Source organism: Shinella sp. 1A1 (assembly GCF_055379515.1).
This window is the reverse complement of record NZ_AP039672.1, coordinates 285701-310588: the sequence shown is the minus strand read 5'-3', so window position 1 is coordinate 310588 and position 24888 is coordinate 285701. Positions and strand designations below refer to the sequence as shown.

Annotated in this window: 24 protein-coding genes and 1 other annotated feature; of the genes, 8 read left to right on the top strand and 16 right to left on the bottom strand. The window is 65.2% G+C overall.

Features of this window, described 5'->3' with window-relative positions; all coding sequences use genetic code 11:
• Positions 1-6 precede the first annotated feature (6 nt).
• A complete protein-coding gene (locus ACZ48C_RS18265; protein ID WP_119254916.1) occupies positions 7-1338 on the bottom strand; it encodes an ABC transporter substrate-binding protein in 1332 nt (443 codons plus the stop codon).
• 186 nt (positions 1339-1524) lie between these two features.
• Between ACZ48C_RS18265 and ACZ48C_RS18260 the strand changes: the two genes are divergently transcribed.
• From ACZ48C_RS18260 to ACZ48C_RS18245, 4 genes are all read left to right on the top strand, one after another.
• Positions 1525-3123, top strand: coding sequence for a GMC family oxidoreductase (locus ACZ48C_RS18260; RefSeq protein WP_464783555.1), 1599 nt, complete (start codon positions 1525-1527; stop codon positions 3121-3123).
• 96 nt (positions 3124-3219) lie between these two features.
• Entirely contained in the window at positions 3220-3978 is a 759-nt protein-coding gene (locus ACZ48C_RS18255; RefSeq protein ID WP_119254914.1) for a GntR family transcriptional regulator, read from the top strand.
• Between the two features lie 10 nt (positions 3979-3988).
• The gene (locus ACZ48C_RS18250; RefSeq protein ID WP_464783554.1) at positions 3989-4957 is read left to right on the top strand and encodes an ROK family protein; all 969 of its coding nucleotides are present in this window, start codon (positions 3989-3991) and stop codon (positions 4955-4957) included.
• Positions 4958-4967: 10 nt separating this feature from the next.
• The gene (locus ACZ48C_RS18245; protein ID WP_464783553.1) at positions 4968-6026 is read left to right on the top strand and encodes an SIS domain-containing protein; all 1059 of its coding nucleotides are present in this window, start codon (positions 4968-4970) and stop codon (positions 6024-6026) included.
• A gap of 98 nt (positions 6027-6124) precedes the next feature.
• On the opposite strand, the gene ACZ48C_RS18240 is transcribed toward ACZ48C_RS18245, so the two are convergent.
• From ACZ48C_RS18240 to ACZ48C_RS18210, 7 genes are all read right to left on the bottom strand, one after another.
• The gene (locus ACZ48C_RS18240; RefSeq protein ID WP_464783552.1) at positions 6125-7189 is read right to left on the bottom strand and encodes a LacI family DNA-binding transcriptional regulator; all 1065 of its coding nucleotides are present in this window, start codon (positions 7187-7189) and stop codon (positions 6125-6127) included.
• An 85-nt stretch (positions 7190-7274) separates the two neighbouring features.
• A complete protein-coding gene (locus tag ACZ48C_RS18235; RefSeq protein ID WP_464783551.1) occupies positions 7275-8156 on the bottom strand; it encodes a PfkB family carbohydrate kinase in 882 nt (293 codons plus the stop codon).
• A 7-nt stretch (positions 8157-8163) separates the two neighbouring features.
• Positions 8164-8670: an SIS domain-containing protein gene (locus tag ACZ48C_RS18230; RefSeq protein ID WP_464783550.1), complete on the bottom strand. Its 507-nt coding sequence runs from the start codon at positions 8668-8670 to the stop codon at positions 8164-8166.
• Positions 8655-9314 (bottom strand): orotidine 5'-phosphate decarboxylase / HUMPS family protein, encoded by a 660-nt coding sequence (locus ACZ48C_RS18225; protein ID WP_464783549.1) that lies wholly within the window; start codon positions 9312-9314, stop codon positions 8655-8657. Before ACZ48C_RS18225 ends, ACZ48C_RS18230 begins: the two co-directional genes overlap by 16 nt.
• Positions 9315-9318: 4 nt before the next feature.
• Positions 9319-10086, bottom strand: a complete 768-nt coding sequence (locus ACZ48C_RS18220; protein ID WP_313192456.1) for an ATP-binding cassette domain-containing protein — start codon at positions 10084-10086, stop codon at positions 9319-9321.
• Positions 10086-11069, bottom strand: a complete 984-nt coding sequence (locus tag ACZ48C_RS18215; RefSeq protein WP_454633703.1) for an ABC transporter permease — start codon at positions 11067-11069, stop codon at positions 10086-10088. Before ACZ48C_RS18215 ends, ACZ48C_RS18220 begins: the two co-directional genes overlap by 1 nt.
• A 46-nt stretch (positions 11070-11115) precedes the next feature.
• On the bottom strand, positions 11116-12075 hold the full coding sequence (locus ACZ48C_RS18210; RefSeq protein WP_313192454.1) for an ABC transporter substrate-binding protein: 960 nt from the start codon (positions 12073-12075) through the stop codon (positions 11116-11118).
• A 379-nt stretch (positions 12076-12454) separates the two neighbouring features.
• Positions 12455-12510 (top strand) — a sequence feature (sul1 is cis-regulatory element that is thought to sense ions involved in sulfur or methionine metabolism; They are found in Alphaproteobacteria).
• A 70-nt stretch (positions 12511-12580) separates the two neighbouring features.
• On the opposite strand from ACZ48C_RS18210, the gene ACZ48C_RS18205 reads away from it, so the two are divergent.
• Positions 12581-14068, top strand: a complete 1488-nt coding sequence (locus tag ACZ48C_RS18205) for a SulP family inorganic anion transporter (protein ID WP_454633699.1) — start codon at positions 12581-12583, stop codon at positions 14066-14068.
• A 129-nt stretch (positions 14069-14197) separates the two neighbouring features.
• On the opposite strand, the gene ACZ48C_RS18200 is transcribed toward ACZ48C_RS18205, so the two are convergent.
• The 5 genes from ACZ48C_RS18200 to ACZ48C_RS18180 form a co-directional block, all read right to left on the bottom strand.
• Positions 14198-14803: a histidine phosphatase family protein gene (locus ACZ48C_RS18200; protein ID WP_318914114.1), complete on the bottom strand. Its 606-nt coding sequence runs from the start codon at positions 14801-14803 to the stop codon at positions 14198-14200.
• Positions 14800-15900 (bottom strand): ABC transporter ATP-binding protein, encoded by a 1101-nt coding sequence (locus ACZ48C_RS18195; protein WP_464783548.1) that lies wholly within the window; start codon positions 15898-15900, stop codon positions 14800-14802. The genes ACZ48C_RS18200 and ACZ48C_RS18195 overlap by 4 nt, the downstream gene beginning before the upstream one ends.
• Positions 15897-17642, bottom strand: coding sequence for an ABC transporter permease (locus tag ACZ48C_RS18190; protein ID WP_318914110.1), 1746 nt, complete (start codon positions 17640-17642; stop codon positions 15897-15899). Before ACZ48C_RS18190 ends, ACZ48C_RS18195 begins: the two co-directional genes overlap by 4 nt.
• Before the next feature lie 88 nt (positions 17643-17730).
• A complete protein-coding gene (locus ACZ48C_RS18185; RefSeq protein ID WP_432430836.1) occupies positions 17731-18849 on the bottom strand; it encodes an ABC transporter substrate-binding protein in 1119 nt (372 codons plus the stop codon).
• A gap of 25 nt (positions 18850-18874) precedes the next feature.
• Positions 18875-19711, bottom strand: coding sequence for a MurR/RpiR family transcriptional regulator (locus tag ACZ48C_RS18180; RefSeq protein WP_318914107.1), 837 nt, complete (start codon positions 19709-19711; stop codon positions 18875-18877).
• Positions 19712-19966: 255 nt separating this feature from the next.
• Here ACZ48C_RS18180 and ACZ48C_RS18175 point away from each other — a divergent pair, with 255 nt between their 5' ends.
• Genes ACZ48C_RS18175 through ACZ48C_RS18165 form a run of 3 tightly spaced genes read left to right on the top strand, consistent with a single transcriptional unit; the run spans position 19967 to position 21890 of the window.
• Positions 19967-20710 carry a GntR family transcriptional regulator gene (locus tag ACZ48C_RS18175; RefSeq protein WP_424547114.1) on the top strand — a complete coding sequence of 248 codons (744 nt, stop codon included), beginning with the start codon at positions 19967-19969 and terminating at the stop codon, positions 20708-20710.
• Between the two features lie 14 nt (positions 20711-20724).
• Positions 20725-21576 carry a sulfite exporter TauE/SafE family protein gene (locus tag ACZ48C_RS18170; RefSeq protein ID WP_464783547.1) on the top strand — a complete coding sequence of 284 codons (852 nt, stop codon included), beginning with the start codon at positions 20725-20727 and terminating at the stop codon, positions 21574-21576.
• Positions 21573-21890 carry a DUF1634 domain-containing protein gene (locus ACZ48C_RS18165; RefSeq protein ID WP_119254896.1) on the top strand — a complete coding sequence of 106 codons (318 nt, stop codon included), beginning with the start codon at positions 21573-21575 and terminating at the stop codon, positions 21888-21890. Before ACZ48C_RS18170 ends, ACZ48C_RS18165 begins: the two co-directional genes overlap by 4 nt.
• Before the next feature lie 85 nt (positions 21891-21975).
• Here ACZ48C_RS18165 and ACZ48C_RS18160 read toward each other — a convergent pair whose 3' ends face one another.
• The 3 genes from ACZ48C_RS18160 to ACZ48C_RS18150 all read right to left on the bottom strand — a co-directional run bounded on the left by ACZ48C_RS18160 (position 21976) and on the right by ACZ48C_RS18150 (position 24886).
• Positions 21976-22761, bottom strand: coding sequence for an inositol monophosphatase family protein (locus ACZ48C_RS18160; RefSeq protein WP_464783546.1), 786 nt, complete (start codon positions 22759-22761; stop codon positions 21976-21978).
• Entirely contained in the window at positions 22758-23630 is an 873-nt protein-coding gene (locus tag ACZ48C_RS18155) for a sugar phosphate isomerase/epimerase family protein (RefSeq protein ID WP_464783545.1), read from the bottom strand. The genes ACZ48C_RS18160 and ACZ48C_RS18155 overlap by 4 nt, the downstream gene beginning before the upstream one ends.
• A 197-nt stretch (positions 23631-23827) precedes the next feature.
• Positions 23828-24886, bottom strand: a complete 1059-nt coding sequence (locus tag ACZ48C_RS18150; RefSeq protein ID WP_464783544.1) for an ABC transporter ATP-binding protein — start codon at positions 24884-24886, stop codon at positions 23828-23830.
• Between the last annotated feature and the right edge of the window lie 2 nt (positions 24887-24888).

Below are 24888 nucleotides of genomic sequence, written 5' to 3'. Positions count from 1 at the left end.
TCCGGTCTATTCGAGCGTGTCCTGAACGTTCGTCTGAAGTTCCGCCACGGCATCTTCCGGGGCCGTGCCCTGGTAGATCTGGTGGATCGCATCGACGATCAGCAGGACGACATCGTTCCAGCCCTGGCGGAAGACCGAGGTGGGCCGGGTATGCTGCATCTGCTCCTTGACGGCGGCGACATAGCCGGCGTCGAGCGCCTTGACGTAGTCGGCATCGGCCCAGGACGAGTCGCGCGGCGCACCGCCCGTTGCAACGCCGAGCGCCGCCGTCATCTTCCTGTTCGTCGCCCATTGAACGAAGAGCCAGGCGGCATCCTTCTTCGGCGAGTTCTTCGCGATCGAAACGCCCCAGGACCAGTGGCCGCTATAGCCGATATCGCCCGTGGAGGCCGGCAGCGGCGCATAGCCGACCTTGCCCGCGATCGCCGAGGTCTTGGCATCCTCGAAGCCCGGACCGAAGACCGAGGCGTCGACGAAGAAGGCGGCATTGCCCTGGGAGAAGAAGCGGCTCGCATCTTCCCAGCCATAGGAAAGCGCGCTCGGGGGACCGGCCTTCAGCAGCCCGGCATAATAGGAGAGGCCCTTGGCGATGCGCGGATCGTCGAAGCGCGGCTTCGACCAGTCACCGTCGAACCAGATGTTGTAGGGAAGATCGGCCGGCTGGCTGCCCCAGGCGTCGAGCACGATGCCCGTCATCGTATCGACGAGCTCGGCCGAACGCTTGCCGCGCATGGATGCGCCGAAGACCTTGCCCTCACCCTTGGCGCTGATCTCGCTTGCCGCGGCGATCAGATCGTCCATCGTGGCCGGCACCTTGCCGCCGAGATACTTTTCGACCAGGTCCTTGTTATAGAAGAGCGTATAGGCCTCGAAGGAGATCGGGATCGCATAGAGCTGCGGATCCGGCTTGCCAACCGGGAAGGACGCACCCGCGCGGAAGCCTTCCGGATAGTCGGCGAGATCGTAATCCGCCTCGGTCTTGGCGGGATCGTCGAGATAGGGCGTCAACGGTTCGACGACCCCAGCTTCCCATTGGGTATAAAGCGCCGAGTCCATCTGGATCATGTAGACGTCGGCGACGGAATCGGCCGAACGCACCGCAAGGTTCATACGGTCGGAATAAAGGTCTTCGGCAAAGGCGTCGATCTTCACCTTGATGCCGGTCTCGGCCTCGAACTCCCCGATATGCTTGCGCAGTTCGGCCGTCCAGGGATGCTCGCTGAGCAGTACCGTGATCTGCTGGCCGGACTGCTGCTTCCAGTCGATGGCGAAGGCGCTGGAGGACAGTGCGGAGGCGGCGAGCGCCGCCGCCAACGTGATGAATCCCCTTCGTTTCATAGTCTCGCTCCCGTTGTTTTGACGACATGTAGATAAGTTGACCGCTTGACAACTTGTTACTACATGTTAGACAGTTTGCTAACACAGAGACGAACCACTGTCCATCCCCCTCGCAAAACCTCTCACGAGGCAGGCCGAACAGGCGAGGATGCACAGGGCCGCAGACCGGTTGCATCGGAGACAGACATGCGCAGCACAATCCAGGAATTCGACTATGTCATCGTCGGCGCCGGCTCCGCCGGCTGCGTGCTGGCGAACCGGCTGAGCGCGGATCCTGCCGTCTCGGTCTGCCTCATCGAGGCCGGCCCGAGCGATCGCAGCATCTTCATCCAGATGCCGGCGGCGCTCACCTTTCCGATCGAAAGTGACCGTTACAACTGGAAATTCGAGAGCGAACCGGAGACGGAACTGCACGGCCGCAGCATCGGTCAGGCACGCGGCCGCGGCCTCGGCGGCAGCTCCTCGATCAACGGCATGGTTTTCGTGCGCGGGGCGAAGCAGGATTACGACGGCTGGCGCGATCTCGGCGTCGAAGGCTGGGATTTCGAGGATTGCCTGCCCTTCTTCAGGAAGCTGGAAGGTTTCGAGGGGGGGCGCGACCCGATGCGTGGCGGCTCCGGTCCCATCAGCGTCGTGCGCAGCAAGGCCGACCACCCGCTCTACCGGACCTTCCTGAAGGCCGGACAGGAATTCGGCCTGCGGGATGCGGGGGACTACAACAGCGGCGCGCAGGACGGCGTCCATATCACACAGGCGACGATCCGCGACGGGGTGCGCTGCAGCACCAGCCTCGCCTATCTGAAGCCCGCCGGAAACCGTCCCAACCTCACCGTCATGACCGGCTGCCTTGTCGAAAAAATTCTCCTTGAAGGACGGACGGCAACCGGGGTGGCAATCGTCCGGCAGGGCGAACGCAGGGCGATCCGCGCTGCGCGCGAGACCATCCTTTCGGCCGGCACGGTCGGCTCGCCGCATCTGCTGATGCTCTCGGGCATCGGCGACCGTGCGGCGCTGGCGGAGCACGGCATCGCCAGCGCTGCCAATCTGCCGGGCGTCGGCGCGGATTTGCAGGACCACGTCGTCGCCCCGCTGCGCTTCACCGCACCGGGCGGTGTCTCCATCCGCCGGCAACTGAGCATGGTCGGACGCCTGAAGCTCGGCATCGAATGGCTGCTCTTCAAGCGCGGCCTCGGCGCGACGAACTTCTTCGAGGTCGGCGCCTTCTTCAAGAGCGACGAGGCCCTTCCCTATTTCAACATGCAGCATGAATTCCTGCCGTTCCTCGCCGACTTCCAGTCCGGCAAGGTGACGATCTCCGACGGATTCCAGTATTTCGTCAGCCAGATGCGCCCCTACAGCCGCGGCCGCATCGCGCTCAAATCCGCCGACCCCACGGTAAAGCCCTCCATCCGTTTCAACTATCTCACCGACCGGCGCGACACGCTGGAAATGGTGGACGGCATTCGCAAGACATTGGAAATGACCCACCAGCCGGCCTGGGGTCGCTATCGCGGCCAGCCGGTCGACACACCCGACATGAAGGCCACGGGCGCCGAGATCGAAGCGTGGCTGCGCACCGTCGCCAATACCGAGCACCACCCGACGAGCACCTGCCGGATGGGTACGGACGATCTGGCCGTCACCGATTCGGCCGGCCACGTGCATGGGCTCGAGAAGCTGCGCATCGTCGATGGCTCCATTCTTCCGCGCGTGCCCTCGGCCAATATCAACGCGCCGATCATCATGGCGGCGGAAAAGATCGCCGCAACCATGACGCGGCGCTGACGGCTTGAAGGGGATGCTCAGCGGGGCGCGCTTGCCGACTTGTCTCGACATGTTAGAGACTGACGGTTTGATCGCCCTTACGAGAAAGGAAGACCGATGACCGAGACATGGCTGAAGAAGAAGCCGATCCGCAAGAGCGGCGCCGTTCCCATGTATGTGCAGGTGGCCGAAATCCTGGACAGCGAGGTGAAGGCACGCAACGGCGCGCATTTCGCCCTTCCGTCCGAAGGCGAGCTGTCACGCGAATTCGGCGTCTCGCGCGTCACGATCCGCCAGGCCCTCAAGCAGCTGGAAGCTCGCGGCGTCATCTACAGCGAGCACGGCCGCGGCTATTTCAGCACCGCGTCGCGCATGAAGGGCGTCTCCGGCTTCCACAGCTTCACGACGGAAGTGCGCAAACTCGGTGCCGAGCCCGGCTCGACCGTCGTCGCCTACGAGGAGCGCCGGCAACTTTCGCCCGCTTTCCGCAAGCACCTCCAGAGCGAGGGCGAAAGCGGCACCGACTTCATCTTCCTGCGCCGCGTTCGCAGCATCGACGGCGACCCCGTGGCGCTGGAGGATGCCTATCTTCCCACGGCACTCTACCCCTCCGCGACACGGGACATGTTCGAGAGCGGCTCGCTCTATGCGGAAATGACCGCGACCTGGGGCATCGTGCCCACCTGGACGGATGCGCTGTTCGAGCCCACGGCAGCGACCGCCGAGGAGGCCGGCTACCTGAAGATCGAGCCCGGCGCGCCAGTGCTCAGCGTCTGGCGCGTCACCGTGACCGACACCGATCAGGCCGTGGAATATGTGAAGTCCGTCTACAAGGGCGGCGGCTTCATGCTCAACGTCAACCGCTACCGCCTTTAGGAGCCCGCCCGTGTCGCAACAGGATTTCGCAATCGGCATCGACATCGGCGGCGGCAGCACGAAGATCGGCCTCGTCTCGACCAGAGGCGAGATCGCCGAGCGGCGTCGCATCGTCGTCAGCGAGGCCGATGGCGCAGATGCCATCGTCCGGCAATATGCGGATGCGATCGGCGATATCCTGTCGGCCCATCCGCAGGCGAACCCACTGGGCATCGGCATCGGCTTTCCGGGGCGCATCCATCCGGACAATCTTTCCGGTGATCTCGGCAACATCCCTGCCCTCGACGATTTCCCGCTGGCCGAGCGCATCGGCAACCTGTTCGGCCTTCCGGCCCGGATGGAAAACGACGGGACCGCGGCCGGCCTGGCGGAAGCCATGTTCGGCAGGGACAGGGATGCCCGGCGCTCGCTGCTGATCGCGGCGGGAACCGGTATCGGCGTTGCGCTCACCGTCGACGGAAAACCCTTCATCACCTCGGGCGGCGGCCTCGGGAATGCCGGGCAGCTCATCATTCACGGAAGCGACGGCCGGCCCTGCCGGCAGGGATGCGTCGGCTGCCTGGAATCGCTCGCCTCCGCAGACGCCCTGAACGGAATCGTACAACGCTATTGCGCCGAAATGCCGGAGAGTCCGCTCGCGGCAAGGGCGCGCAGCCTCGGGCGGGAGCCCGACGCGTCGGATGTCGTGGTGATGGGCCTTGAAGGTGACCCCGTTGCAGTGGCGATGCTCGCCGATGTCGGGCGCTGGCTCGGGCGTGGGGCTGCGACCTGGGCGCAGATCTTCGCTCCCGACGTCATCCTGCTCGGCGGCGGGCTGAGCGCCGCCGGCGACCTGCTGCTGGGGCCGCTCGAGCGCGAGGCCCGGCTCTCGGGCCTCGACCTTTATCTCGCGCCGGTCCGCTTCTCGCTCGCCTCGCTCGGCAACGATGCCGGCATCATCGGCGCTGCGGCGCAAATCTTTCCCACCCCCAAGCCTTGATGGAGTTTCCGTGTCCCAGTCCTATCTCGACGAAATCGCCGAACAGCCGGCAGCAATCCGCAAGCTGGGCCGGCTCGTCACGCCCGGCCTCGCCGCCGACATCCGGGCGATCCGCGCCGCGATCGACAAGGGAGACGTCCGGCACATCATTCTCACCGGCATGGGCGGATCCCTCTTCAGCGCCTACGGCACCTGGCTGCGGCTGAGCCGGTCGCTTCCCGTCCCGGTCTCGCTCTGGGATACGTCCGAACTCATCCAGCAGGCGCCGACGCTGCTGCGCCCCGGCGCCATGGTCGTCGCCATCTCGCAGTCAGGCGAGAGCGTCGAACTGTGCCGCATGACGGAACTGGATGCCGGCGTCAGCGTCCGCGTGGCGATCACCAACCCCCGCGACAACACCCTGGCGCGCTGGGCGTCGCTAGCGCTGGCGACGGAGGTTGGCCCGGAACAGACCGTTTCGACCAAGACTTATACCGCCGGCCTTGCCGCCCTCTATATCTTCGAGCGCATGCTGATCGACGGGGGCGACACGGTCGCCGCGGATATCGCAACGCTCGCCGACGCCACGGACGAGGTTCTGGCGAGGGTGCCCGCGAGGCTGGACGAGATGCTGGCCTTCCTCGGCCATGACTTGCCTCTGACCTTTATCGGTCGCGGCGCGAACTACGCCAGCGCCATGATGGGCGCGCTGGTCACGGCCGAGGCTGCAAAGGCGCCGACACAGGCCCTGTCCGGCGGCCAGTTCCGCCACGGTCCGCTGGAACTGGTGCGCGACGGTTTCCGCAGCATGCTGTTCCTCGGCGGCCCCGGCGCCACGCTCGACCTCAACCTGAAGACCGTCGCCGACATTGCCCGCTTCGGCGGCCGCAGCCTCGTCGTCGCGCCCGCAAGCACGGCGGCCGCGCTTTCGGGAAGCGAAGCGGTCCTGTCTCTGCCCGCCGTGGCGGAAGGGCTTCTGCCTGTCCTGGAGATCCTGCCCATCCAACTGCTGATGGTGCCGATGGCCATTGCCCGCGGTTTCGAGCCGGCGAAGTTCCTCAACGGCTCGAAGATCACCGTCATCGAATGAGATTAAGCTCCTGCGTCGACCCATTCGGTTGGGTCGACGGTTTTCTTGCCTTGTAGGCGTTGGAACAGGTGTGGCTCGACCATCAAGCTCAGAAGCGGCTATAGCGCGGGCGCTTCTACGGATCGCCGTGCGATCAGCTCCGCCTGGAGCACCTGGGAGCTGCGATACGAGCTATCCTCGATCTTCTTGAGCAGGAGCTCCGCTGCTGCCGCACCGAGTTTGGCGACAGGACGCCTTATCACGGACAGCGGCGGCCGGAACACTCCGGTCCATGGCGCTTCGTCAAAAGCGATGATCGAGAGCGCCTCGCCAATTCCGACCGCAAATTCCTGGGCTGCGGCCAACGCGCCCAGCGCCATTTCCTCGTTCGTGGCGAGGATAGCGGTCGGCGGCTCGGGGCTTGCAAGAATCTCCGCCATCGCCGCACGGGCCGTCTCCACGCTGCTGTGGCAGTAGCGCGTCCATTCCGGATTGACCGCAAGCCCCAATTCGGCCAGCGCCGCAGTTGCCCCTTCGACACGATCCCGAACCGTGCTCACCACCTGCGCGGGCATGGCCAGGCAATGTCCTTCGACGCTGGCAGTCGCCACCAGCAAGCCGATCCGCACATGGCCCGCGGCGGCGAAATGGCGGATCGCCGCCCCGGCTGCGACGCGATCATCCGTCGTGACAAAATCGATTTCATCGGAATCGACGCGCCGGTCCAACAGCACGACCGGTACTTCCGGCTCGCTCTGGACGAGCAAATGCTCGATTTCATGCTGCGAAGCAGGCACGACGATAAGGCCGTCGACCCGCTTCTCGATGAGAACCCTGACGGCGTTACGCTCCTTCTCGATATCGTCGTCCGTATTGAGAACGAGGATCTGGTAACCGGCCCTCGAGGCGGTTTCGATGATGGCGCGGATGGCGCTGTTGAAGAACGAGTTGGAGATGTCGGCGACCACGACGCCGATCGTCAGCGACCGGCCGGAGCGCATCGACCGGGCCAGTTCGTTCACCCGGTAGTTCAGCTCCGCCGCCGCCGCCAGGACGCGTTCGCGCGTTGCCTCCGTGACGAGGCCGTAACCACCGAGCGCGCGCGCGGCGGTGGCGCGCGACACCTCGGCGCGCCGCGCCACGTCGATTAATCTCGCTGCCTTGTCATTCGGTGCCTGCGTCATGTTCCGTTCCGATTTTCCGACCGCATGTCGATATCCCATATTGGGTTCCTCCCGGGATGGAAACCGGGTAGCCCGAGGCGCGGCGCTACGGCAGGACGAGCTCGGCACCTGCCCGGCGGCAGGTCGCGGCGGCGACCGCCATCGCTTCCATCAGATACTGTCGCCAGATATCCGCAGTGCCGGGCCGCCCGCCGCGCAGCAAGGAGGCGACGAGGCTTGCCAGCGTCGCGTCGCCGGCCCCCATCGTATCGACGATCGGCTCCGGTCTGCCGGCAATCGGAACCGCGACCTGAAGGCCGGATCGATCGATCAGGGTCGCTCCGCCCGCTCCATGGGAAAACAGGGCGGTTTCGACCCCCATGCCGAACAGATGTTCCGCCACCGATCGCCAGTCCGTTCCGTAGAGGAGCTGGACATCCTCGTCGCTGAGCTTCACGAGGCTCGCGACGGGCAGGACCTTCTCGAATCCCTGCCGGTAGGCCGGGAGGGAGGAGATCAGGCGCGGACGGGGATTGGGATCGACGATCCGCAAGCCGGGCGCGGCGGAAAAAGCCCGCGCCAGATCGTCGGCATGCGCGGGATTGTCCAGCGGATACGAGTTGACGACCGCGGCGGCGGCATTCGACAGCACATGCAGTGCCTCCGGCCCGAACGCGATCCGGCGGCGGTACATGGCCGGTGCGAAGGCATAGCTCGGCTCGCCGTTCAGTCGCGTCGAGCTGACGACGCCCGTCGGGTCCACCGTCGGCGTGTTGACGACCCGGATACCGCGCTCGCGCGCATAGCGCAGGAGATAGTATCCGTCCCGGTCCTGGCCGACGCGCGTGACGAGTGTCGAAGGCAGGCCGAGCCGGGCGATGCCGGCGGCAAGGTTGAGCCCTGCCCCGCCGGCGAACCGCTCGGGGTCTTTCCCCTCGGCCCTGATTTCGTCGACGATGCAATCGCCGATGGTTACGACACCATGCATCAGCGGCTCACTGCAGGTTGGTGTGCCGATAGGCCATCGTGCCATGGGCATCGGCGATGTCGGAGGCAAGCTGCAGCACGACCGCATCGAGGAGAAGCAGGCACGTCTGCTCGAAGAGGCTGCCGCCGAACTGCTTCGTCTCGACCACCGGAACCGGCAGCACGATGTCGGCGATGCCGGCAAGCGTGCCCTTCGGCTTGTGCGTCAGCGTGATCACCTTCGCGCCCTCGGCCCTGGCGATCTTCGCGTAGCTGAGGCTGACGGGCGTCTCGCCGGAACCGGAGATGATCAAAAGGCCATCGCCCTTGCGGACGGACGGCGCCGTCACCTCGCCGACGAAATGCACGGACCTGCCGAGATGCATGAAGCGCATCGCCGACATCTGGGCCGCCAGCCCCGAGCGTCCCTGCCCGGAGAAGAACCACCGGCGGTCGCCATCGCGGAAGGCCTCCGCGACGGCGGCGAAGGCCTGCGGATCGATGCGCTCCAGCAGTTCGCCTATTTCTTGTCCCACGGCCAGCCAAGGCCTTGTTCCGGGAGCCGTTCCTTGATCCATGATGCTACCTTTCCTGGGGTTTCCGATTCCGTGATGGCGCTGCCGACGACGAGAATCTCGGGTTTGACGGCGATGACCGAATCCAGCGTCGCCGGGCCGATGCCACCGGCGAGCGACACGCGGAAGCCGCGCGCGTGCATGGCGGCGACGGCGTCGATGTGGCCGGTCGAATTGTCGCCGGCGAGGCGCGCATCCGTCGGTGAATGCACCGCCACATAGGCAAAGCCCTCCGGCAGCGCGAAATCCTGCGGCAGCAGGATCGGCTTGCCGGATTCCGTGATCGTGTCGACGATGACCGAGGCGCCGAAGGCGACGGCGCATTTGCCGACCGTCTCGTGCGTCGCCCTGGAGGCGCAGGACAGGACGGTCATGAAGGAGGCCCCCGCGCCGAACACCATGTTGGCTTCGAGCGCGCCGCCGTCGACCGTCTTCGTATCGGCGAGGACGGGCACATCGGGGCAGATCTCGCGCACCGTCGTGATGGCGGCGACGCCGAAGCGCTTGAGAAGCGGGGTTCCCACTTCGATGATATCGGCAAGGCCCGTAAGAGCGGGCAGGATTGCGAGATGCTCGGGCTTGTCGAGCGCGACTTGCAGCAGCATGGGGCTATTTTCCTTCAGGTTGACCGAGGCCGGTGATCGCCTTCAAGAGGCTGTCGGGCGTGAATGCCGAGGACGGCGCGTCCGCGACCACCCGGCCGAGGCGCAGGACGACGATGCGGTCCGTCACCTCCAGAACGTGCGGCAGCGTGTGGGAGATGAAGATGACGCCGAAGCCCTTGGCGCGGGCATTGCGGATGATCTCCAGCACCTCCCCCGCCTGGCGCGCGCCGAGATGGTTGGTGGGCTCGTCGAGAAGGATGACCTTGTTCGCCCAGGCCACGGCCCGGCCGATGGCGACGGCCTGGCGCTGGCCGCCCGAAAGGCGCGCCACCGGGCGATCGCTGGCCGGCACGGCGATGCCGACCTGCTCGAGCCCGGCATGAGCCTCGCGCCGCATGGCCTTCTCGTCGAGGAAGCCGAGCTTGCCGAGAAGGCCCTTGCGCACGATCTCGCGGCCGAGGAAGACATTGGCCGCCACCGTGAGGTCCGGCGCGACGCCCGAATCCTGGTAGAGCGTCTCCACACCCGCCTCCAGCGCGTCATGCGGCGACTTCCAGACCCGGCGCACGCCGTCGAGATAGATCTCGCCGCTGTCCGGCTCGTGCGCCCCGGAGAGCACCTTGACCAGCGTCGACTTGCCCGCGCCATTGTCGCCGACGAGGCCGACCACTTCTCCGGCGCGCAGGGCAAAGTCGACATTGTCGAGCGCCACGACACCGCCATAGCGCTTGCCCACGCCACGGACCTCGTAAAGAACGGAAGCGTTTTCCATCAGCGGCCTCCCTTTGCGCCAAGTCCCTGGATGCCGACGGCAAGCGCGATGAGCGCGGCCACGACGATCTGCTGCCAGTTGGGCTGGACACCGATCAGGATGAGGCCGCTCAGCACAGCCGTCGTGATGAGCGCGCCGACCACGACGCCCGACAGCTTGCCCGTGCCGCCGAGCAGGCTGACGCCGCCGATGACCGTCGCGGCGATGGCGTTCAGTTCGCCGCCGCGTCCGGAGAGCGGCGAGCCGGAGCCGAGCCGGAAATAGACGAATGCGCCGGCAAGGGCCGCAAGAACGCCGGACAGCAGGTAGAGCTTGATGAGATGCCGCTCGACATTGATGCCGGCACCGCGCGCCGCGAAGGGATTGGAGCCGATCGCATAGGTCCAGCGGCCGAACCGCGCCCGGGACATGAAGGCCCAGGAGACGGCGATGATGACGAACACGGCGATGACGGGCACGGTCAGCGCGCCGAAATAGGTGGCGTTGCCGAGCAGGATGACCTCCTTCGGCGCGCCGGCGATCTGCGTACCACCGGTCAGCACGAGGCTCATGCCGGCGGCCGCGCCCATGGTCGCCAGCGTTGCGACGAAGGGCACGAGCCGGCAATAGGTGATCAGAAACCCGTTGATCAGGCCGACCACGACGCCGACGCCGACCGCCGCCAGAAGGCCGAGTGTAATCGCCAGCCACGGATCGATGCCCGCCGCGTTCGCCGCGCGGATGACGAGCGCCATGGAGACGCCCGCCAGCCCGAGAACGGAGCCCACGGAGAGATCGATGCCCCTGGAGGCGATGACGAAGGTCTGGCCGATCGCCATCAGGACGACGGGCGAGAAGTCCTGCAGGATGTTCGCCATGGCCCGGACCGAGAAGAACCGGGGATTGGCGAGCGAGAACGCCAGCACCATCACGCAGAACAGCAGCAACAGGACGACATCCTGCCTGAGGCCGGACGCCTTCAGGCGGGCCAACTTGCCTTGCATTTCCATTGTCGTAGATCTCCGCGCGGGAAACAGGAGAGCCGCCGGCTCACTCCGAATACATGGAGGAGCCCGTCTCCGCGAAATTCTCCCTGGTCATGACCACGTTCGGAATGACCACGGATTTCTCGATCTTGTCGGCGCCCTCGCCCGTGACCTTCGCCTTGGCATATTCGAGGGCCAGTTCCGCCTCCTTGGCCGGCTGCTGGGCGACCAGCGCAGTGAAGACGCCTTCCTGCAGCGCATCGACCTGCGCCTTGTAGGCGTCGTAACCGACGAGCTTGACCTTGCCGACCGCATTGCTGTTGCGCAAAGCGGCGATCGTGCCCGTGCCGCTCGTGCCGTCGATCGCGAAGATGCCGGCAAGATCGGGATGGTTCAGAAGCACCGTGTTGACCGCGGATGTCGCGGTGGCCGGCTGGCTGTTGGCATATTCGCGGCCGACGATCTCGATCTTCGGGAAGTTCGCCGCCAGCTCCTCGCGGAAGCCCTGTTCGCGCAAGGTGTTGGTCGTCGCGCCCGGCGAGCCGGACATGATGAAGACCTTGCCCTCGCCGCCGATCTGCCCGGCCAGCGTCCTGGCCGCCTGCCGTCCTCCGTCGACATTGTCGCCGGTGATGTGAGAGGTCAGGTAGGCCTGGTCGGTGACGGTCGTGTCGACGGTGATGACCGGAATGCCCGCGGCTTCCGCCCGCACGACGGCCGGCTGGAGCGAGTCCGGGTCGGTCGGCACGAGGATGAGCGCATCGATATCGTCCGCGAGAGCGGCATCGACGAACGGCATCTGCGACTGCGGCGAATATTCCGAGGCGCTGCCCTGCCAGACGAGCTCGACGCCGAGCTTGTCGGCCGCCGCCCGCGCGCCCTTCTCCATCGCCAGGAAGAACGGGTCGGAAGCGATACCGGGAATGAAGGCGACCTTCAGCTTGTCCTCGGCATTTGCAGCATGCGCGCCGATGGCGAGCATGGAAACGGTTGCAGCAATCATCATGCGGCGGATGCGGCTCATTTTTCTCTCCTCCGTGAAAATGAGATCGATCTCATTAACGGATAGCATGCCCTTTTCCTCTGTCAACCGAAAAGAGATCGATCTCATCGACGGTAAGATGCTTTCCTGATTCAGACAGCCGTAACCGGCCGCCACTGACAGGCCACGGCCGGCATCATGGGCGGTTCAAGGGATGTTCGCCGGTAGAGGAGAATGCCTGCAGAACGGATGCAACGGCCGCTGGGACCCGACTTGCCGGATTGCGCTGCGCGATGCCCGAAAGCGCGCCGCACGAGAGGCTGCCTTTCGTTTCATCGTCTTTCCTCCGGCCATCCCGCCGCATCTTGTCCGAAATCGCCGTTGACCCGCGCGCAACATTTTCTATAACGGCTTCATTCACCCCGGACCCGGTGAAATTCCGGGTGGCTCTTCTGGCCGCCGATCCGCCAGACAACGCAAAAGCATCAAACCAGTTCACGTGCCGGACATCGTCCGGTCTGGATGCACTACTCTTGCGGACTTTCCCATGTTCAATCTGACAGCCTACAAGCGCGAGTGGTTCTCGAACGTTCGCGCCGACATTCTCTCCGGCATCGTCGTCGCGCTTGCCCTCATTCCGGAGGCCATCGGCTTCTCGGTCATTGCCGGCGTCGATCCAAAGGTCGGGCTTTTCGCCTCCTTCGCCATCGCCTGCGTCTCCGCCTTCACCGGCGGCCGTCCGGGCATGATCTCGGCCGCAACGGCGGCAACGGCCGTTCTGATGGTCACGCTCGTCAAGGAGCACGGCCTGGAATACCTCTTCGCCGCCACGCTGCTGATGGGCCTCATCCAGATCGGTGCCGGCCTCCTGAAGCTCGGCCGCGTGATGCGCTTCGTCTCGCGCTCGGTCATCACCGGCTTCGTCAACGCGCTGGCGATCCTGATCTTCATGGCGCAGTTGCCGGAACTCATCGGCGTGCCGGGGCTGACCTATGCCATGATCGCCGCAGGCCTCGCGATCATCTACCTCTTTCCCTATGTCACCAAGGCCATCCCCTCGCCGCTGGTCGCCATTCTCGTCCTGACCGGCATCGCCTGGTGGGGCGGCCTGGATCTGCGCACCGTCGGCGATCTCGGCGAACTGCCGTCCGCTCTGCCGATCTTCGCGCTGCCAAAGGTCCCGCTGACCTTCGAGACGCTGCAGATCATCTTCCCGTACTCGGTGGCGCTCGCCGCGGTCGGCCTGTTGGAATCGCTGCTGACAGCCCAGATCGTCGACGACATGACGGACACGCCAAGCTCGAAGAGCCAGGAATGCATCGGGCAGGGCGCAAGCAACATCGCCTCCAGCCTCATCGGCGGCATGGGCGGCTGCGCCATGATCGGCCAGTCGATGATCAACGTCACCTCCGGCGGTCGCGGACGGCTCTCCACCTTCGTGGCCGGTTCGTTTCTCCTGTTCCTCATCCTCGTGCTGGACGATCTCGTACGCATCATCCCGATGGCGGCGCTGGTCGCCGTCATGATCATGGTATCGATCGGCACGTTTTCCTGGCGCTCGATCCTGGACCTGCGCCGAAATCCGCCGTCGTCTTCCATCGTGATGCTGGCGACGGTGGCAACCGTGGTCGGCACACACGATCTCGCAAAGGGCGTTCTCGTCGGCGTGTTGCTCTCGGGCGTGTTCTTCGCCGGCAAGGTTGCGAGGCTCTTCCACGTTCGCTCCACCCTGAACGAGGAGAAGAGCGAGCGCACCTATCACGTCGACGGTCAGATCTTCTTCGCTTCCGCGGAAGGGTTCATCGCCGCCTTCGATTTCACCGAGCCGGTAAGCAAGGTCACGATCGACGTGTCGCAAGCGCATCTGTGGGACATTACCGCCGTTGGCGCTCTCGACAAGATCGTCCTCAGGTACCGCCGGCAGGGCATCGATGTCTCCGTGTCCGGCGTCAACGAGGCGAGCGCGCACATGCTCGACCGCTTCGCCCTGCACGACAAGGAGCATGCCGCATTCTCAGCATCGACCGGACATTGAGAAGAAGACGGGAAGTCCGGCCTGCCGATCCGGACTTCCCCGGCAGTTTCGAATGACAGGGCCGCACGGTCCCGTAGACGCGGAAAGGTGGAGGCGGACGAAGCCGAAGGCAACGATCCGCCTCGGCGATCAGTCGGCGACCGAAACATCGGGAGCAACAGACCCGATATTGTAGCCTTCGAGCTGCGCAGCCGATCTGTCCCGCCCCGGGAAGTTGAGGATGGTCGCCGTTCCAGGCGTTACCGGCACGACACGGGACGGCGGCAGGTCGAGGAATTCATGGCAGGCCGCACGGATGACGCCGCCATGCGCGACGACGAGAAGATCGCCCTCCGTGCGGGCCATCCAGTCGCGCACCCCCTCGGCAACGCGGCTGCGAAACACGCCCCAGGTCTCGCCCCTTTCCGGCGTGAAGCGCCCGGCCCGCCAGGCCGCGTAGTCGTCGGGCCGCTCGGCGATGAGGTCGGGCTTGCAGCGGCCGGTCCATTCGCCCATGTCCAGCTCGCGGAACCGCTCGTCCGAGGGGGCGTCGGGATGGCCGATCAGCGCGACCGTCTGCCGGGTGCGGCCGAGATCGGAGGCGATGATGCGCGCCGGCTGCAGAGCCTTCGCATAGGCGCGGAAGCGCTTGACCTGGGCGACGCCGCGCTCGGAGAGCAGCGAATTGTCCTGTCCCTGCAGCCTCTGTTCGGCGTTCCACTCCGTTTCGCCGTGGCGCATGAGGATCAGCCTCATTGATGTATCCTTTCTCCAGTGGTCGCGAAGACCGCATCGGGTGTGCGAATGAACGAAAGCGCAACGGGCTCGCCCGGCGTCGCGCTGAAATAGCCGTCGGCCATGCCGGTGATGCGCAGATCCCCCACCATCGCCGTGACCATGGTCCGCCCGGCGATCGGCGCGGCTTCGGCAAACCGCGCGGTGAGCGTCGGTGCGCCGGCCACGGCGCCGACGCCGACCTCCTCGGCGCGGTAGAGAAGCTGCACCTCGTCCCGGCCGCCGGCCAGCGCGGCCGGAGCCAGCGCCGTCTCGCCGAAGACGAGGCTTTCGCCCGACCGGCGCACCGGCAGGAGGTTTGCCGGCGGCGTGCCGAGGAAGGTCGCGACGAAGGTCGTCTGCGGATTGCGCAGCAGATCGATCGGTTTGCCGAACTGTTCGACGCGGCCGTTGTTGAGCACCGCGACATGGGTCGCCATGGTCATGGCCTCGACCTGGTCGTGGGTGACGTAGACCGACGTTGCGCCGGTCGCCCGGTGGATGCGCATCAGCTCGCTGCGCATCTCGATGCGCAGTTTCGCATCGAGGTTGGAAAGCGGCTCGTCGAAAAGCAGGATGCTCGGTTCCGGCGCGATGGTGCGGGCAATCGCCACGCGCTGCTGCTGGCCGCCGGAGATTTCCGCCGGGTAGCGCTCGCCGAGCGCATCGATGCCGAGAAGGGCAAGGACTTCCTTCACCCGCTTCTCACGCTTTTCCCGCGGCCAGCCGGCAACCTTCAGCGGCCAGGCGATATTGCCGGCGACGGTCATGTGCGGCCAGAGCGCATAGCTCTGGAAGACGAGGCCGGCATTGCGGCGTCCGGCATCGGCGATGACGCCGCCTGCCCCGCTGGAGACCGTCTTGCCGACGAAGGCTATCTCCCCCTCGCTAGGGCTTTCGAGGCCGGCCAGCATGCGCAGCAGCGTGGACTTGCCGCAGCCGGAGGGGCCGACCAGCACCAGGAAGGAGCCGGCGGGCACGGAGATATCGACGTCCTTGACGGCGGTGAAGGCGCCGAAACGTTTGACGAGATTGCGGATTTGTATGGCGTCCGCGGCGCCGGTGGCGATGGCGTTCATTGCTCTTTCCATTTCTGGACGCGGTTCTGCAGGGCATGGGCCAGGAACGAGGCCGCAAGGCAGACGACGAGGATGACGAGGGTTATGGCATTGGCGAACTGCATGAAGCCTTCCGACGCGTAGCGGTAGGCGACCATGCTGAGCACCGGCGAGGTGGCGGTGAAGAGAAGCACGACCAGCGAGAGGTCACGCACCATCTTCACGAAGACGAGGATCGCCCCGGCGAAGAGACCGCGGATCGCCAGCGGGAAGATGATGGCGAAGAGCCGGCGGATGAGGCCCGCGCCGGTCAGCCGCGCACTCTCCTCGATATCCGCCGAGATCTGGCCGAGCACCGAGCGGCCGGACTGCACCGCGAAAGGCAGGTTATGCGCGGAAGCCGCGACGACGAGCAGCGCGAAGGTGCCGTAGAGCGAGGGGAACGGGCCGATGGGCGCACCGAACAGCGCGATATAGGCCGCGGCGAAGGCGATGCTCGGCACCAGCAGGGGCAGGAAGGCGAGCTGGCTGAGCAGCGTCGCGAGGAGAGTACCCTTGCGCTGCACGATCGTATAGGCGAGCGCCAGCCCGAGCAGCATGGTGGTGAAAGCGACGACGAGGCCGAGGCGGATGGTGTTCCAGAGCGCGTCGATCAGCACCGGATTGCGGAAGATGCCCGCCTGGCCCTGCGCGATCTCGCCGCCCCCCTCGCCGATCCAGAAATGCAGCGTCCAGTTGGAGAACAACGCTCCGCTCTGCGGCGCGAGGCTGGATGCGGCCAGCACCAGTACCGGTGTGACGGTGGTCAGGAGGCCGATCAGCAGCGCGACGGCAAAGAGTGGCCAGCGCCAGGCGCCGAGCGGAAAGCGCTTCGTGCGCCCGCCCTTGCCCGTGACGGTGATGAAGGCCTTGCGACCCGACACCAGACGGTCGGACAGGAAGAGGAACAGCGCGGAAACGGCGATGAGCAGCAGCGCGAGCACGAAGCCGCGTTCGTTCTGCCCCGTCTCGATCATGCCGAAGAGGCGGGTGGAGAGCGTCTGCATGCGCACCGGCAGGCCGAGCAGCGCGGGCGCCGCGAAATTGGCGACGGCACCGGCGAAGGTGAGCGAGGCCGCGGCGATCAGCGCCGGCGTGACGACGGGCAGGATGATGCCGAAGAAGATGCGCGGCCTTCTTGCACCCGCCATCTGCCCGGCCTCCACGAGATCGGCCCCGACGGACCCGAGCGCGGCGGCGATGATGGTGTAGGCGAGCGAATAATAGTGAGCGATCAGCACGATGGCCGTGGGGATGAGGCCCCAGGCCAGCCAGTCTGGAATGGCAAGGCCGTTCGTCTCGAAGAAGCCGGCCGAACCGCCGAGGCGCGAATTGCGGAACAGCGTGCCCCAGGCGAGCGCGGCGGCAAAGCTCGGGATCATGTAGGGCAGCGAGGCCATCATGCCGAGGAAGCGCCGGCCGGGCACATCGGTGAGCACGACGAGCCACGCGAGGAAACCGCCGATCAGCAGGCAGCCGCTGGCGACGCTGAAGCCGAGCAGCATGGTGTTCAGCAGCGGCCGCCACCACAGATTGGTCGAAAGCGGGCTGGCGAGCACCGCCGTCCAGGCGGCAAGCCCCTCCGGCGTCAGTGTCGACAGGAGAATGCGCAAGAGCGGCGCGACCACCAGCACGGCGACGATGAGCACCAGCGCGGCCGGCAACAGGAAGCCCGATCGGAGCAGCCGGCTGCCCGATGGCACGGAAAGCGAAGTCGATGTCATGAAAACCCTCCGCGCGGACCGGCGCGCCTTTGTTGATGCCTGCGCGGCTCCCGCAAGGAACCGCACGGCACGCCGGCCTGCGGGTTCGTTACTGGAGCGTGATGATGAGGTCGGATATGCGCCCGCGCGCGGCCGCCGTCTTTGCCGGATCGATCGTCCAGGCCTTCAACTCGCCCAGCTTCACGGAATCGGGATGATCGGCGATGGACGGACGCACCGCATAGTCGCCCGGCACGTTGAAGGGCTCGAAGCCCGGACCGCCGGTCGGCGTGTCGTCACCGAACATGAAGTCGATGAGCAGGCGCGCGGCCGCCGGATGCGGCGCCTTGTCGGCAATGGTCAGGATCGCCGGGAAGAGGATGCCGTTGGCAGGTTCGACATTGTTGGCGACCTGCAGGGCCCAGCCTTCCTTCTCGTTGTCGCGGCGGTCGGAATAGGTGCCGAAGCCGACGGGCGGGTTCTTGGCGTTGACGTCGCCGACCGACTTGTTGAGCACATCGCTGTTGGGCAGCATGATCAGGTCGTTTTCGATGAGCGCCTTGATGAACTGCTCACCGGCGCCTTCAAGCCCGTCCTCGACTTCGATGTCCTTGCCGAACTCGGCCTTGTAGGCGGCCGCCATCTCGTCGGGATGGAGCGAGATTTCGGTGAGCAGATCGAGCAGTTCGCCGCGCTGGCTCGGATCGACCATCAGCACCCGGCCCTGCCATTCCGGCTTGGTGAGCTGCCAGAGATTGGTGACGGGCGAACCATCCGGGAAGGCCTTCTCGTTGTACATCAGCACCTTGGTCGACAGGCGCTGCGTGAGGAGCGGCGCCTTGTAGCGATCCTCCAGCACGCCCGCGACGCGCGGCGGCACGTAGTTCACGATGCGCTTCTCCTCCAGGAGCTTCGTGAAGACCACCGGGGAATCGGCGATGTAGAGCACGTCGACGGCATGCACGCCGGCCTGCTGCTCGGCCTCCACGCGGGCGATCTGCTTTGTCGAGCTCATGTCGAGGCCGATGAGGTCGATGCCCGGATAGGCCGCCTCGAAGGCCGCTTCGATCTTGGCGATGCGGCTCGACAGCGAGAACACGGTGACGCTGCCCTCCTTCTGGGCGAGCGGCAGCAATTGCTCCGGCGTCAGCCCGTCGAGATCGTCGGCCATCGCGGCGGCCGGCAGAACGAGAAAGGCCGCAAGGGCGGTCGAACACAGTCGTTTCAGCATGGTTTCCTCCTCCAGGTTTCGTTCAGTCGAAGTCGTTGAAAAGCCCCGACAGTTTTTCCAGTCTTCCAATGATCTCCCGCTCATGCCGCCCCGCGATCGTCAGCACGATGCCGTTGACGATGGCGAAGGGGATGGTCGGGGTCTGGAATTCGCTTCCCGAGCGGCCACGCGGGGCGGCCAGCATGAGATCGGCCGGCGGCTCCATCAGCGGGCCGGCGAGGTCCGAGATCAGGATGGTGCGCGCGCCGACGCGGGCGGCATGGCGCGCCAGCGGCGCATAGCTTTGCGGCTGCTTGCGGAAGGCGAGCGAGATGACGATGTCGTTGCCGTCCATACCGACAAGACGCTCGGCAATGTCGCGGCCGCGGCCGGTGAGCGCGATGGTCGTCATGCCGAAACGGTCGAGCCGGCGCTGCAGGAAGCCGGCGACGGACTGCGCATGGCCCTGCCCGAAGACGAAGACCCGACGCGCCTCGAAGATCATGTCGGCCGCGCGGTCGATATCGGCCTGCGGCACGGCGCGGGCGAGCGTTTCCAGCGCGGCGATCTCGGCATCGATGAGATCCGTCAGGTAGTCGCCGTGCTCGACCTTGGCGACCGAGCGGCGCATGCGGTTCGCCGCGTCCTGATCCAGCAGCACCTCGCGCTGAAGCTCTGCCCGCAGGTCGGGGAAACCCTTGTAGCCGAGCTTCTGCGCCAGCCTTGTCGCCGTCGCTTCATGAACGCCTGCACGCTGGGCGATTTGCGGCCCCGACAGGAAGGCTGCCTCCGCGCGGTTCGTCAGCATGGTCGCGACCAGCTTCTGATCCGCGTCTGTCAGCTTCTTCGACTTGGCCTTTATGCGATCAAGAATGTTCATTGCGCCCGACAAAGTTGTTTGCAGTGCCGATTGTGTTGGCAAAGATGTTTGCAGTCAAGCTGCGTCGGGTAAGAATCCTTGCAAAGGCCTGCAAGGCGGAACCGTTTCCCGTAGCGCCCGGCTCCCGACAACAAACGGTGCCTTCACCACGTTCGCTCCGGTTACGCGGGACCGCTCGCGATCGGCATCCCATTTCAAATGTGGCGTAACGGGAAGGCATCGACATAGTGACGTCATTATGTCATTACGACCGTCATGAACATTGACGATGACCACAGCCCCCTCTACGCAAAAGTTGAAGCGGCGCTGATATCCGATATATCCGCCGGCGTGCTTCGTCCGGGTAACCAACTTCCACCGGAAGATCGTCTGATTGAACGCTTCGGCGTCAGCCGCACGACGGTTCGCAAAGCGATCGCAAACCTTGTGTCGCGAGGGCGGGTCGAAATCCGTCGCGGCAAAGGCACCTTCATCGCGCCGCCGAAGGTGACCCAGGAACTGACCCAGCTGACAGGCTTCGTCGAGGACATGCGGGCGCTTGGCCGCACTGCGACCACCCGGCTGCTGGACAAGCAAAGCGTGCCTGCCGATGAGGTCGCCGGCAGGCAACTGGCCGTGCCGCCCGGGAGCCTCGTCATGCGGATTCAGCGCGTCCGGATGGCCGATGGCGTCGCCATGTCATTTGATGAAACCTACTTGCCGCACGAGATCGGGAAGAAGATCGTCACGCATGATTTGGATGCCGAGCCTATCTTTTCGCTGCTCGAAGACAGGTATGACCTGCCGCTCGTCGAAGCGGAGTACCGGCTGGAAGCCACGACCGCCGCGCCTGACGTAGCACAGGCCCTCTGCATCGAGCCCGGCAGCGCGATTTTCCTGATCGAGCGGACGTCCTACACCGAAGGGCATCGCCCCGTCGATTATGAAAGGCTCTACTATCGCGGCGACCTGATCAGCTTTGTCACGCGCCTGGAACGGCGCCCGCGCAGCCGTTCGTAACGGGAATCGGGGCAATGGAAACCCTGTGGCTATTCGTGGCCGCGTTCGGCGCCAGTGCTCTCGGCGGCGTGCTGGGCATGGCCAGCGGCATTTTCATCGTGCCGATCCTCACCTTGCTGTTCGGCGTGGACATTCATGTCGCGATTGGCGCGAGCATCGTTTCGGTTATCGCATGCTCATGCGGCAGTGCGGCCCCGTTTCTGGAAGGACGCCTGACCAATATCCGCCTTGCCATCGTGCTGGAGACGGCCACCACGCTCGGGGCCCTGACCGGCGTGCTCCTCGTCGGGATCGTCTCGACGCGAGCCCTCTACGGTCTCTTTGCGGCCATTCTGGCAATTTCTGCCAAGCAGATGCTTGCGCGACGGCACGAGGCGATTGATACGGCCGCCCCGAACGCGAAGGGTTGGGGTTCGGTCCTACGCTTGCATTCCAGCTTTCCCGATCCGGCGTCGGGGCAGATCGTATCGTACCAGGTTGGCCGCGTCCCGCTCGGCATGGCGCTGATGTATGGCGCAGGCCTCATCTCCGCATTGCTGGGGATCGGCTCCGGCGTCCTGAAAATCCCGGCCATGGACACCGCCTTGCGGCTTCCCATCAAAGTCTCGTCCGCGACCTCGAATTTCATGATCGGCGTCACCGCAGCCGCCAGTGCCGGCGCTTATTTCGTCAGAGGCGATATCGACATCGGCATTGCCGGCCCCATCGCGATCGGCTCGGTCGGCGGCGCGCTTCTGGGCGCGCGCCTGCTGATGTGGCTTCCGGCCGACAGGCTGCGCGTCTTCTTCGTGATCGTGCTTTCGCTGCTGGCGGTTTTGATGGTGCTGAGCGCCTTCGATCTCAACCTTGCCGGAGGATTCGCATGAAGCCCGGGACAGACGATTTCGAGCGGCGGGACCAGATCATTGCCGGACTTCTCCGGTATGGAACCTGGCTCGCCACCGCGCTGGTCGCCTTCGGCCTTCTCCTGACTCTTTTCGAACCGGTGCCACGCTGGCCGGCCCTCCCGCTGAGCGGACATGACGCGATGAGAGCGGGCATCGTGATGTTCATCTCGCTGCCGGTCGCGCGCGTGGCATTGCTGCTGGCCATCTTTTTGCGAGAAAGAGACTACGCCTACACGGCTATCGCGGCGCTTGTGCTGGCAATCATCGCCGCCGGCCTCATCCTTGAAGCGTGAACGGCCTGATGCCGAAGTAAATTCAATTCAGGCTTTCATTCCCGAGCTGATGCATGATCAGGCCATGGATTTACCGTCCGCCGTATTATTGGTTCAATATGTCCAAGGCCCTACGGTGAATCTCCTGATTGGCCGCTATCAGCACAGCCTCGTATCGACGGGCATCGACAAGCGGCCGCCCCTCCCAGTCGGTCACGATGCCGCCAGCCGCCTCCACGATGGGCATCTGGGGCAGGATGTCGTAGTCGAAGACGTTGCTTTCAACGAGCAGGTCGATGCCGCCGAGCGCGAGCATGCCGGCGGCGTAGCAATCGTGCGAGAACCGGCTGAAGCTGACCTTCGCCGCAAGCGCCGAGAAACGGTCGTGGCCCACGCGGTCGAACTGCTCCGGGGCGGATGTATAGAGAATGGCCTCAGCGAGCCCGGTTTTGTCGCTGGTGCGGATCGGCTCGCCGTTAAGGGTCGCCGCCGCGTCTGTGCCGAGCCAGCGCTCGCCGGTGATCGGCTGGTTGATCAGGCCGAGAACGGGCGTGCCACGATGAAGAAGCGCGATCTGGGTGCCAAAGGCGAATGATCCCGAAAGGAAGGATTTCGTGCCGTCGATCGGATCCAGAACCCAGATCCAGTCCGCATCGCTACGGCAGACACCGAATTCCTCACCCCTGATGCCATGCTCGGGGAATGCAGCTTCGATCATCCCGCGCATGACCGTTTCCGCGTTGCGGTCGGCGATCGTGACGGGACTGGCGTCGGCCTTGGCATCGATGGCGATCCGTTTGCGAAACCACGGCCGGATCGCTTCGGCGGCGGCATCGGCCATGGCGTGCGCCAAGGCCAGGAATTCCGGCGGGCAAGTGGTATGGGCGCTCATCCTTCGGTCCTTTCAGCTTCATGGGCGATGTCTTCGAGCATGGTGCGGATCGTTTCCACCTGCCGTCGGGCGGCAGCCGCCTCCCGGCTCAGGCGCACCTCGATATTGCCCGGACCGATATCGGTAAAGCTTGCCGTACGGGCGGGAATGAAGGGATCCGGTCCGTCCGAGGGCCGGCGTAAAGCCGGTGCGAAATAACCTTCCTCTTCCTCCAGGCCGAAGGCCAGGACCTGGGGCCGGTCTTGCCCCAGCAGAAACAGGTCCACGAACATCGCCTGCATCGGCAGATGGCCCTCGCCCGAGAGGCAGGCAAGGTGCGCCCAGCCACCATTATCAGGCTGTACGAGGCAGTCCTTGACATGGACCTCGGTGACATATGGCGCCTGGATCGCGAGCGCCGGCATCGGCAGTTCATAGGCGTTGATCATGTTGCCGAAGTCGAAAAGCAGGCCGAGGCGCGGATTGGCGACGGCATTCACGATATGAACGAGCTCTTCCGATTTCAGGTCCTCATGCTGTTCGAGCGTCAAGCGCAACCGGCCCCCGGGATCGAAGTCGGCAAGGCGGCGCAGATCGGCGATCGTCCAGGCGATGATTTGCGATACCCGCCCCTCGTAGCGCGGATAGCACCGCAGGGAGGTCGCCCCCGTGGCCAGCCCGATACGCACGGCGTCTGCAAGACCGCTCGCATGCGTCGTGCTGGTTTCGATATGAAGTTCCAATCCCCGCGCCTTCAGTTGCGCGGCGAAGGCAGTGAGCGCATCGTCGCTCATCCGGCTGAGGCTGGCCTGTTCTCCGTCGTCGACATGCAGCTTGAGACCGGCAAGGCATTGCGCTTCGGCAAAATCCACGAGCTGCAGCGGCGTCATGCCGCCGAAGCGCATGTTGAGATGGAAGGCATAAGCGTGGGCGAAGAGCGGTGCGCTGCGTGCCCGAGCGGCAAGCCGGAGGCGGCTTGCTGCAGGCAACGCGGCCACTCTTTCACGCCAATCCTGAGACGCTTCCCGGCCCCATGGCATTTCCGTCACGATGTCGGCTCCTCCTTGAGAATGACCGTGCTCCGCGTTCAGGCGGCGAGCACCAGCAGATCGCGCCCGGATACACTGACCTCGACAGGCGCGCCCACCGCCGGGGGTGGCCGGTCGGGCTGGTTAAATGTATCGAGGGAGAGAATCTGGCCGCCCACCGCCACGCGGATACGGATCACCGACCCGAGGAAATGCACTTCGGCGATGCGCCCGGAAAGCACGACGTCATGCCCCTCGGCGCGCCCGAGCGCCACGATTTCCGGCCGAAGCGCCAGACTGATGCGCTCACCGGCGCGCGCAGACAGGGGACGATTCAGCGCGACGGGCACTTCGCCGAAGCGCACCCTGCCGCTCTCCGCCTCGACCACATCGGCATCGACAAGATTGAGCGTGCCGACGAATTCCGCCACGAAACGCGTCGCCGGGCGATTGTAGATCTCGAAAGGCGTGCCGACCTGGTCGGCGATACCCTGATGCATGACGACAATGCGGTCCGAGATGGAGAGGGCTTCCTCCTGATCGTGCGTGACGAAGATGGTGGTAATGCCAAGCTCCTGCTGGATGCGGCGGATTTCCTCGCGCAGGCTGATGCGGATTTTTGCATCGAGCGCCGAAAGCGGTTCATCGAGCAGCAGAACCTGCGGGCGCGGGGCAAGCGCGCGGGCAAGCGCCACGCGCTGCTGCTGGCCGCCGGAAAGCTGGAAGGGATAGCGCTCGCCCAGTTGCGGCAGGCCGATCAGTTCCAGCATTTCCGAAACGCGGCGGGCAATCTGCGCCTTCCCCTCCCCGGCAATCTTGAGGCCGAAGCCGATATTGTCGGCCACCGTCAGGTTCGGAAAAAGCGCATAGGCCTGGAAGACCATGCCGATCTTGCGCCGGTTGGCAGGAAGGTCCGTCACATCCCGCCCGTCGATGCGGATCGTGCCGGATGTCTGCGTCTCGAAACCGGCGACCATGCGCAGCACCGTGGTCTTCCCGCAACCGGACGGGCCGAGGAAGGAAACGAACTCGCCTTTTTCGATGCCGAGATTGAAATCCTTGACGACGCGGAGCGAGCCGAAGGTTTTTTCCAGATGCTGGATGTCGAGAAAAGCCATGG

Coding starts and splice junctions, on each gene's coding strand:
- ACZ48C_RS18255 (WP_119254914.1), top strand. CDS start 3,220: ATGACCGAGACATGGCTGAAGAAGAAGCCGATCCGCAAGAGCGGCGCC.
- ACZ48C_RS18220 (WP_313192456.1), bottom strand. CDS start 10,086: ATGGAAAACGCTTCCGTTCTTTACGAGGTCCGTGGCGTGGGCAAGCGC.
- ACZ48C_RS18260 (WP_464783555.1), top strand. CDS start 1,525: ATGCGCAGCACAATCCAGGAATTCGACTATGTCATCGTCGGCGCCGGC.
- ACZ48C_RS18190 (WP_318914110.1), bottom strand. CDS start 17,642: ATGACATCGACTTCGCTTTCCGTGCCATCGGGCAGCCGGCTGCTCCGA.
- ACZ48C_RS18150 (WP_464783544.1), bottom strand. CDS start 24,886: ATGGCTTTTCTCGACATCCAGCATCTGGAAAAAACCTTCGGCTCGCTC.
- ACZ48C_RS18160 (WP_464783546.1), bottom strand. CDS start 22,761: ATGAGCGCCCATACCACTTGCCCGCCGGAATTCCTGGCCTTGGCGCAC.
- ACZ48C_RS18225 (WP_464783549.1), bottom strand. CDS start 9,314: ATGCTGCTGCAAGTCGCGCTCGACAAGCCCGAGCATCTCGCAATCCTG.
- ACZ48C_RS18175 (WP_424547114.1), top strand. CDS start 19,967: ATGAACATTGACGATGACCACAGCCCCCTCTACGCAAAAGTTGAAGCG.
- ACZ48C_RS18265 (WP_119254916.1), bottom strand. CDS start 1,338: ATGAAACGAAGGGGATTCATCACGTTGGCGGCGGCGCTCGCCGCCTCC.
- ACZ48C_RS18200 (WP_318914114.1), bottom strand. CDS start 14,803: ATGAGGCTGATCCTCATGCGCCACGGCGAAACGGAGTGGAACGCCGAA.
- ACZ48C_RS18155 (WP_464783545.1), bottom strand. CDS start 23,630: ATGACGCCGCTGCAGCTCGTGGATTTTGCCGAAGCGCAATGCCTTGCC.
- ACZ48C_RS18215 (WP_454633703.1), bottom strand. CDS start 11,069: ATGCAAGGCAAGTTGGCCCGCCTGAAGGCGTCCGGCCTCAGGCAGGAT.
- ACZ48C_RS18165 (WP_119254896.1), top strand. CDS start 21,573: ATGAAGCCCGGGACAGACGATTTCGAGCGGCGGGACCAGATCATTGCC.
- ACZ48C_RS18210 (WP_313192454.1), bottom strand. CDS start 12,075: ATGAGCCGCATCCGCCGCATGATGATTGCTGCAACCGTTTCCATGCTC.
- ACZ48C_RS18195 (WP_464783548.1), bottom strand. CDS start 15,900: ATGAACGCCATCGCCACCGGCGCCGCGGACGCCATACAAATCCGCAAT.
- ACZ48C_RS18180 (WP_318914107.1), bottom strand. CDS start 19,711: ATGAACATTCTTGATCGCATAAAGGCCAAGTCGAAGAAGCTGACAGAC.
- ACZ48C_RS18205 (WP_454633699.1), top strand. CDS start 12,581: ATGTTCAATCTGACAGCCTACAAGCGCGAGTGGTTCTCGAACGTTCGC.
- ACZ48C_RS18240 (WP_464783552.1), bottom strand. CDS start 7,189: ATGACGCAGGCACCGAATGACAAGGCAGCGAGATTAATCGACGTGGCG.
- ACZ48C_RS18235 (WP_464783551.1), bottom strand. CDS start 8,156: ATGCATGGTGTCGTAACCATCGGCGATTGCATCGTCGACGAAATCAGG.
- ACZ48C_RS18170 (WP_464783547.1), top strand. CDS start 20,725: ATGGAAACCCTGTGGCTATTCGTGGCCGCGTTCGGCGCCAGTGCTCTC.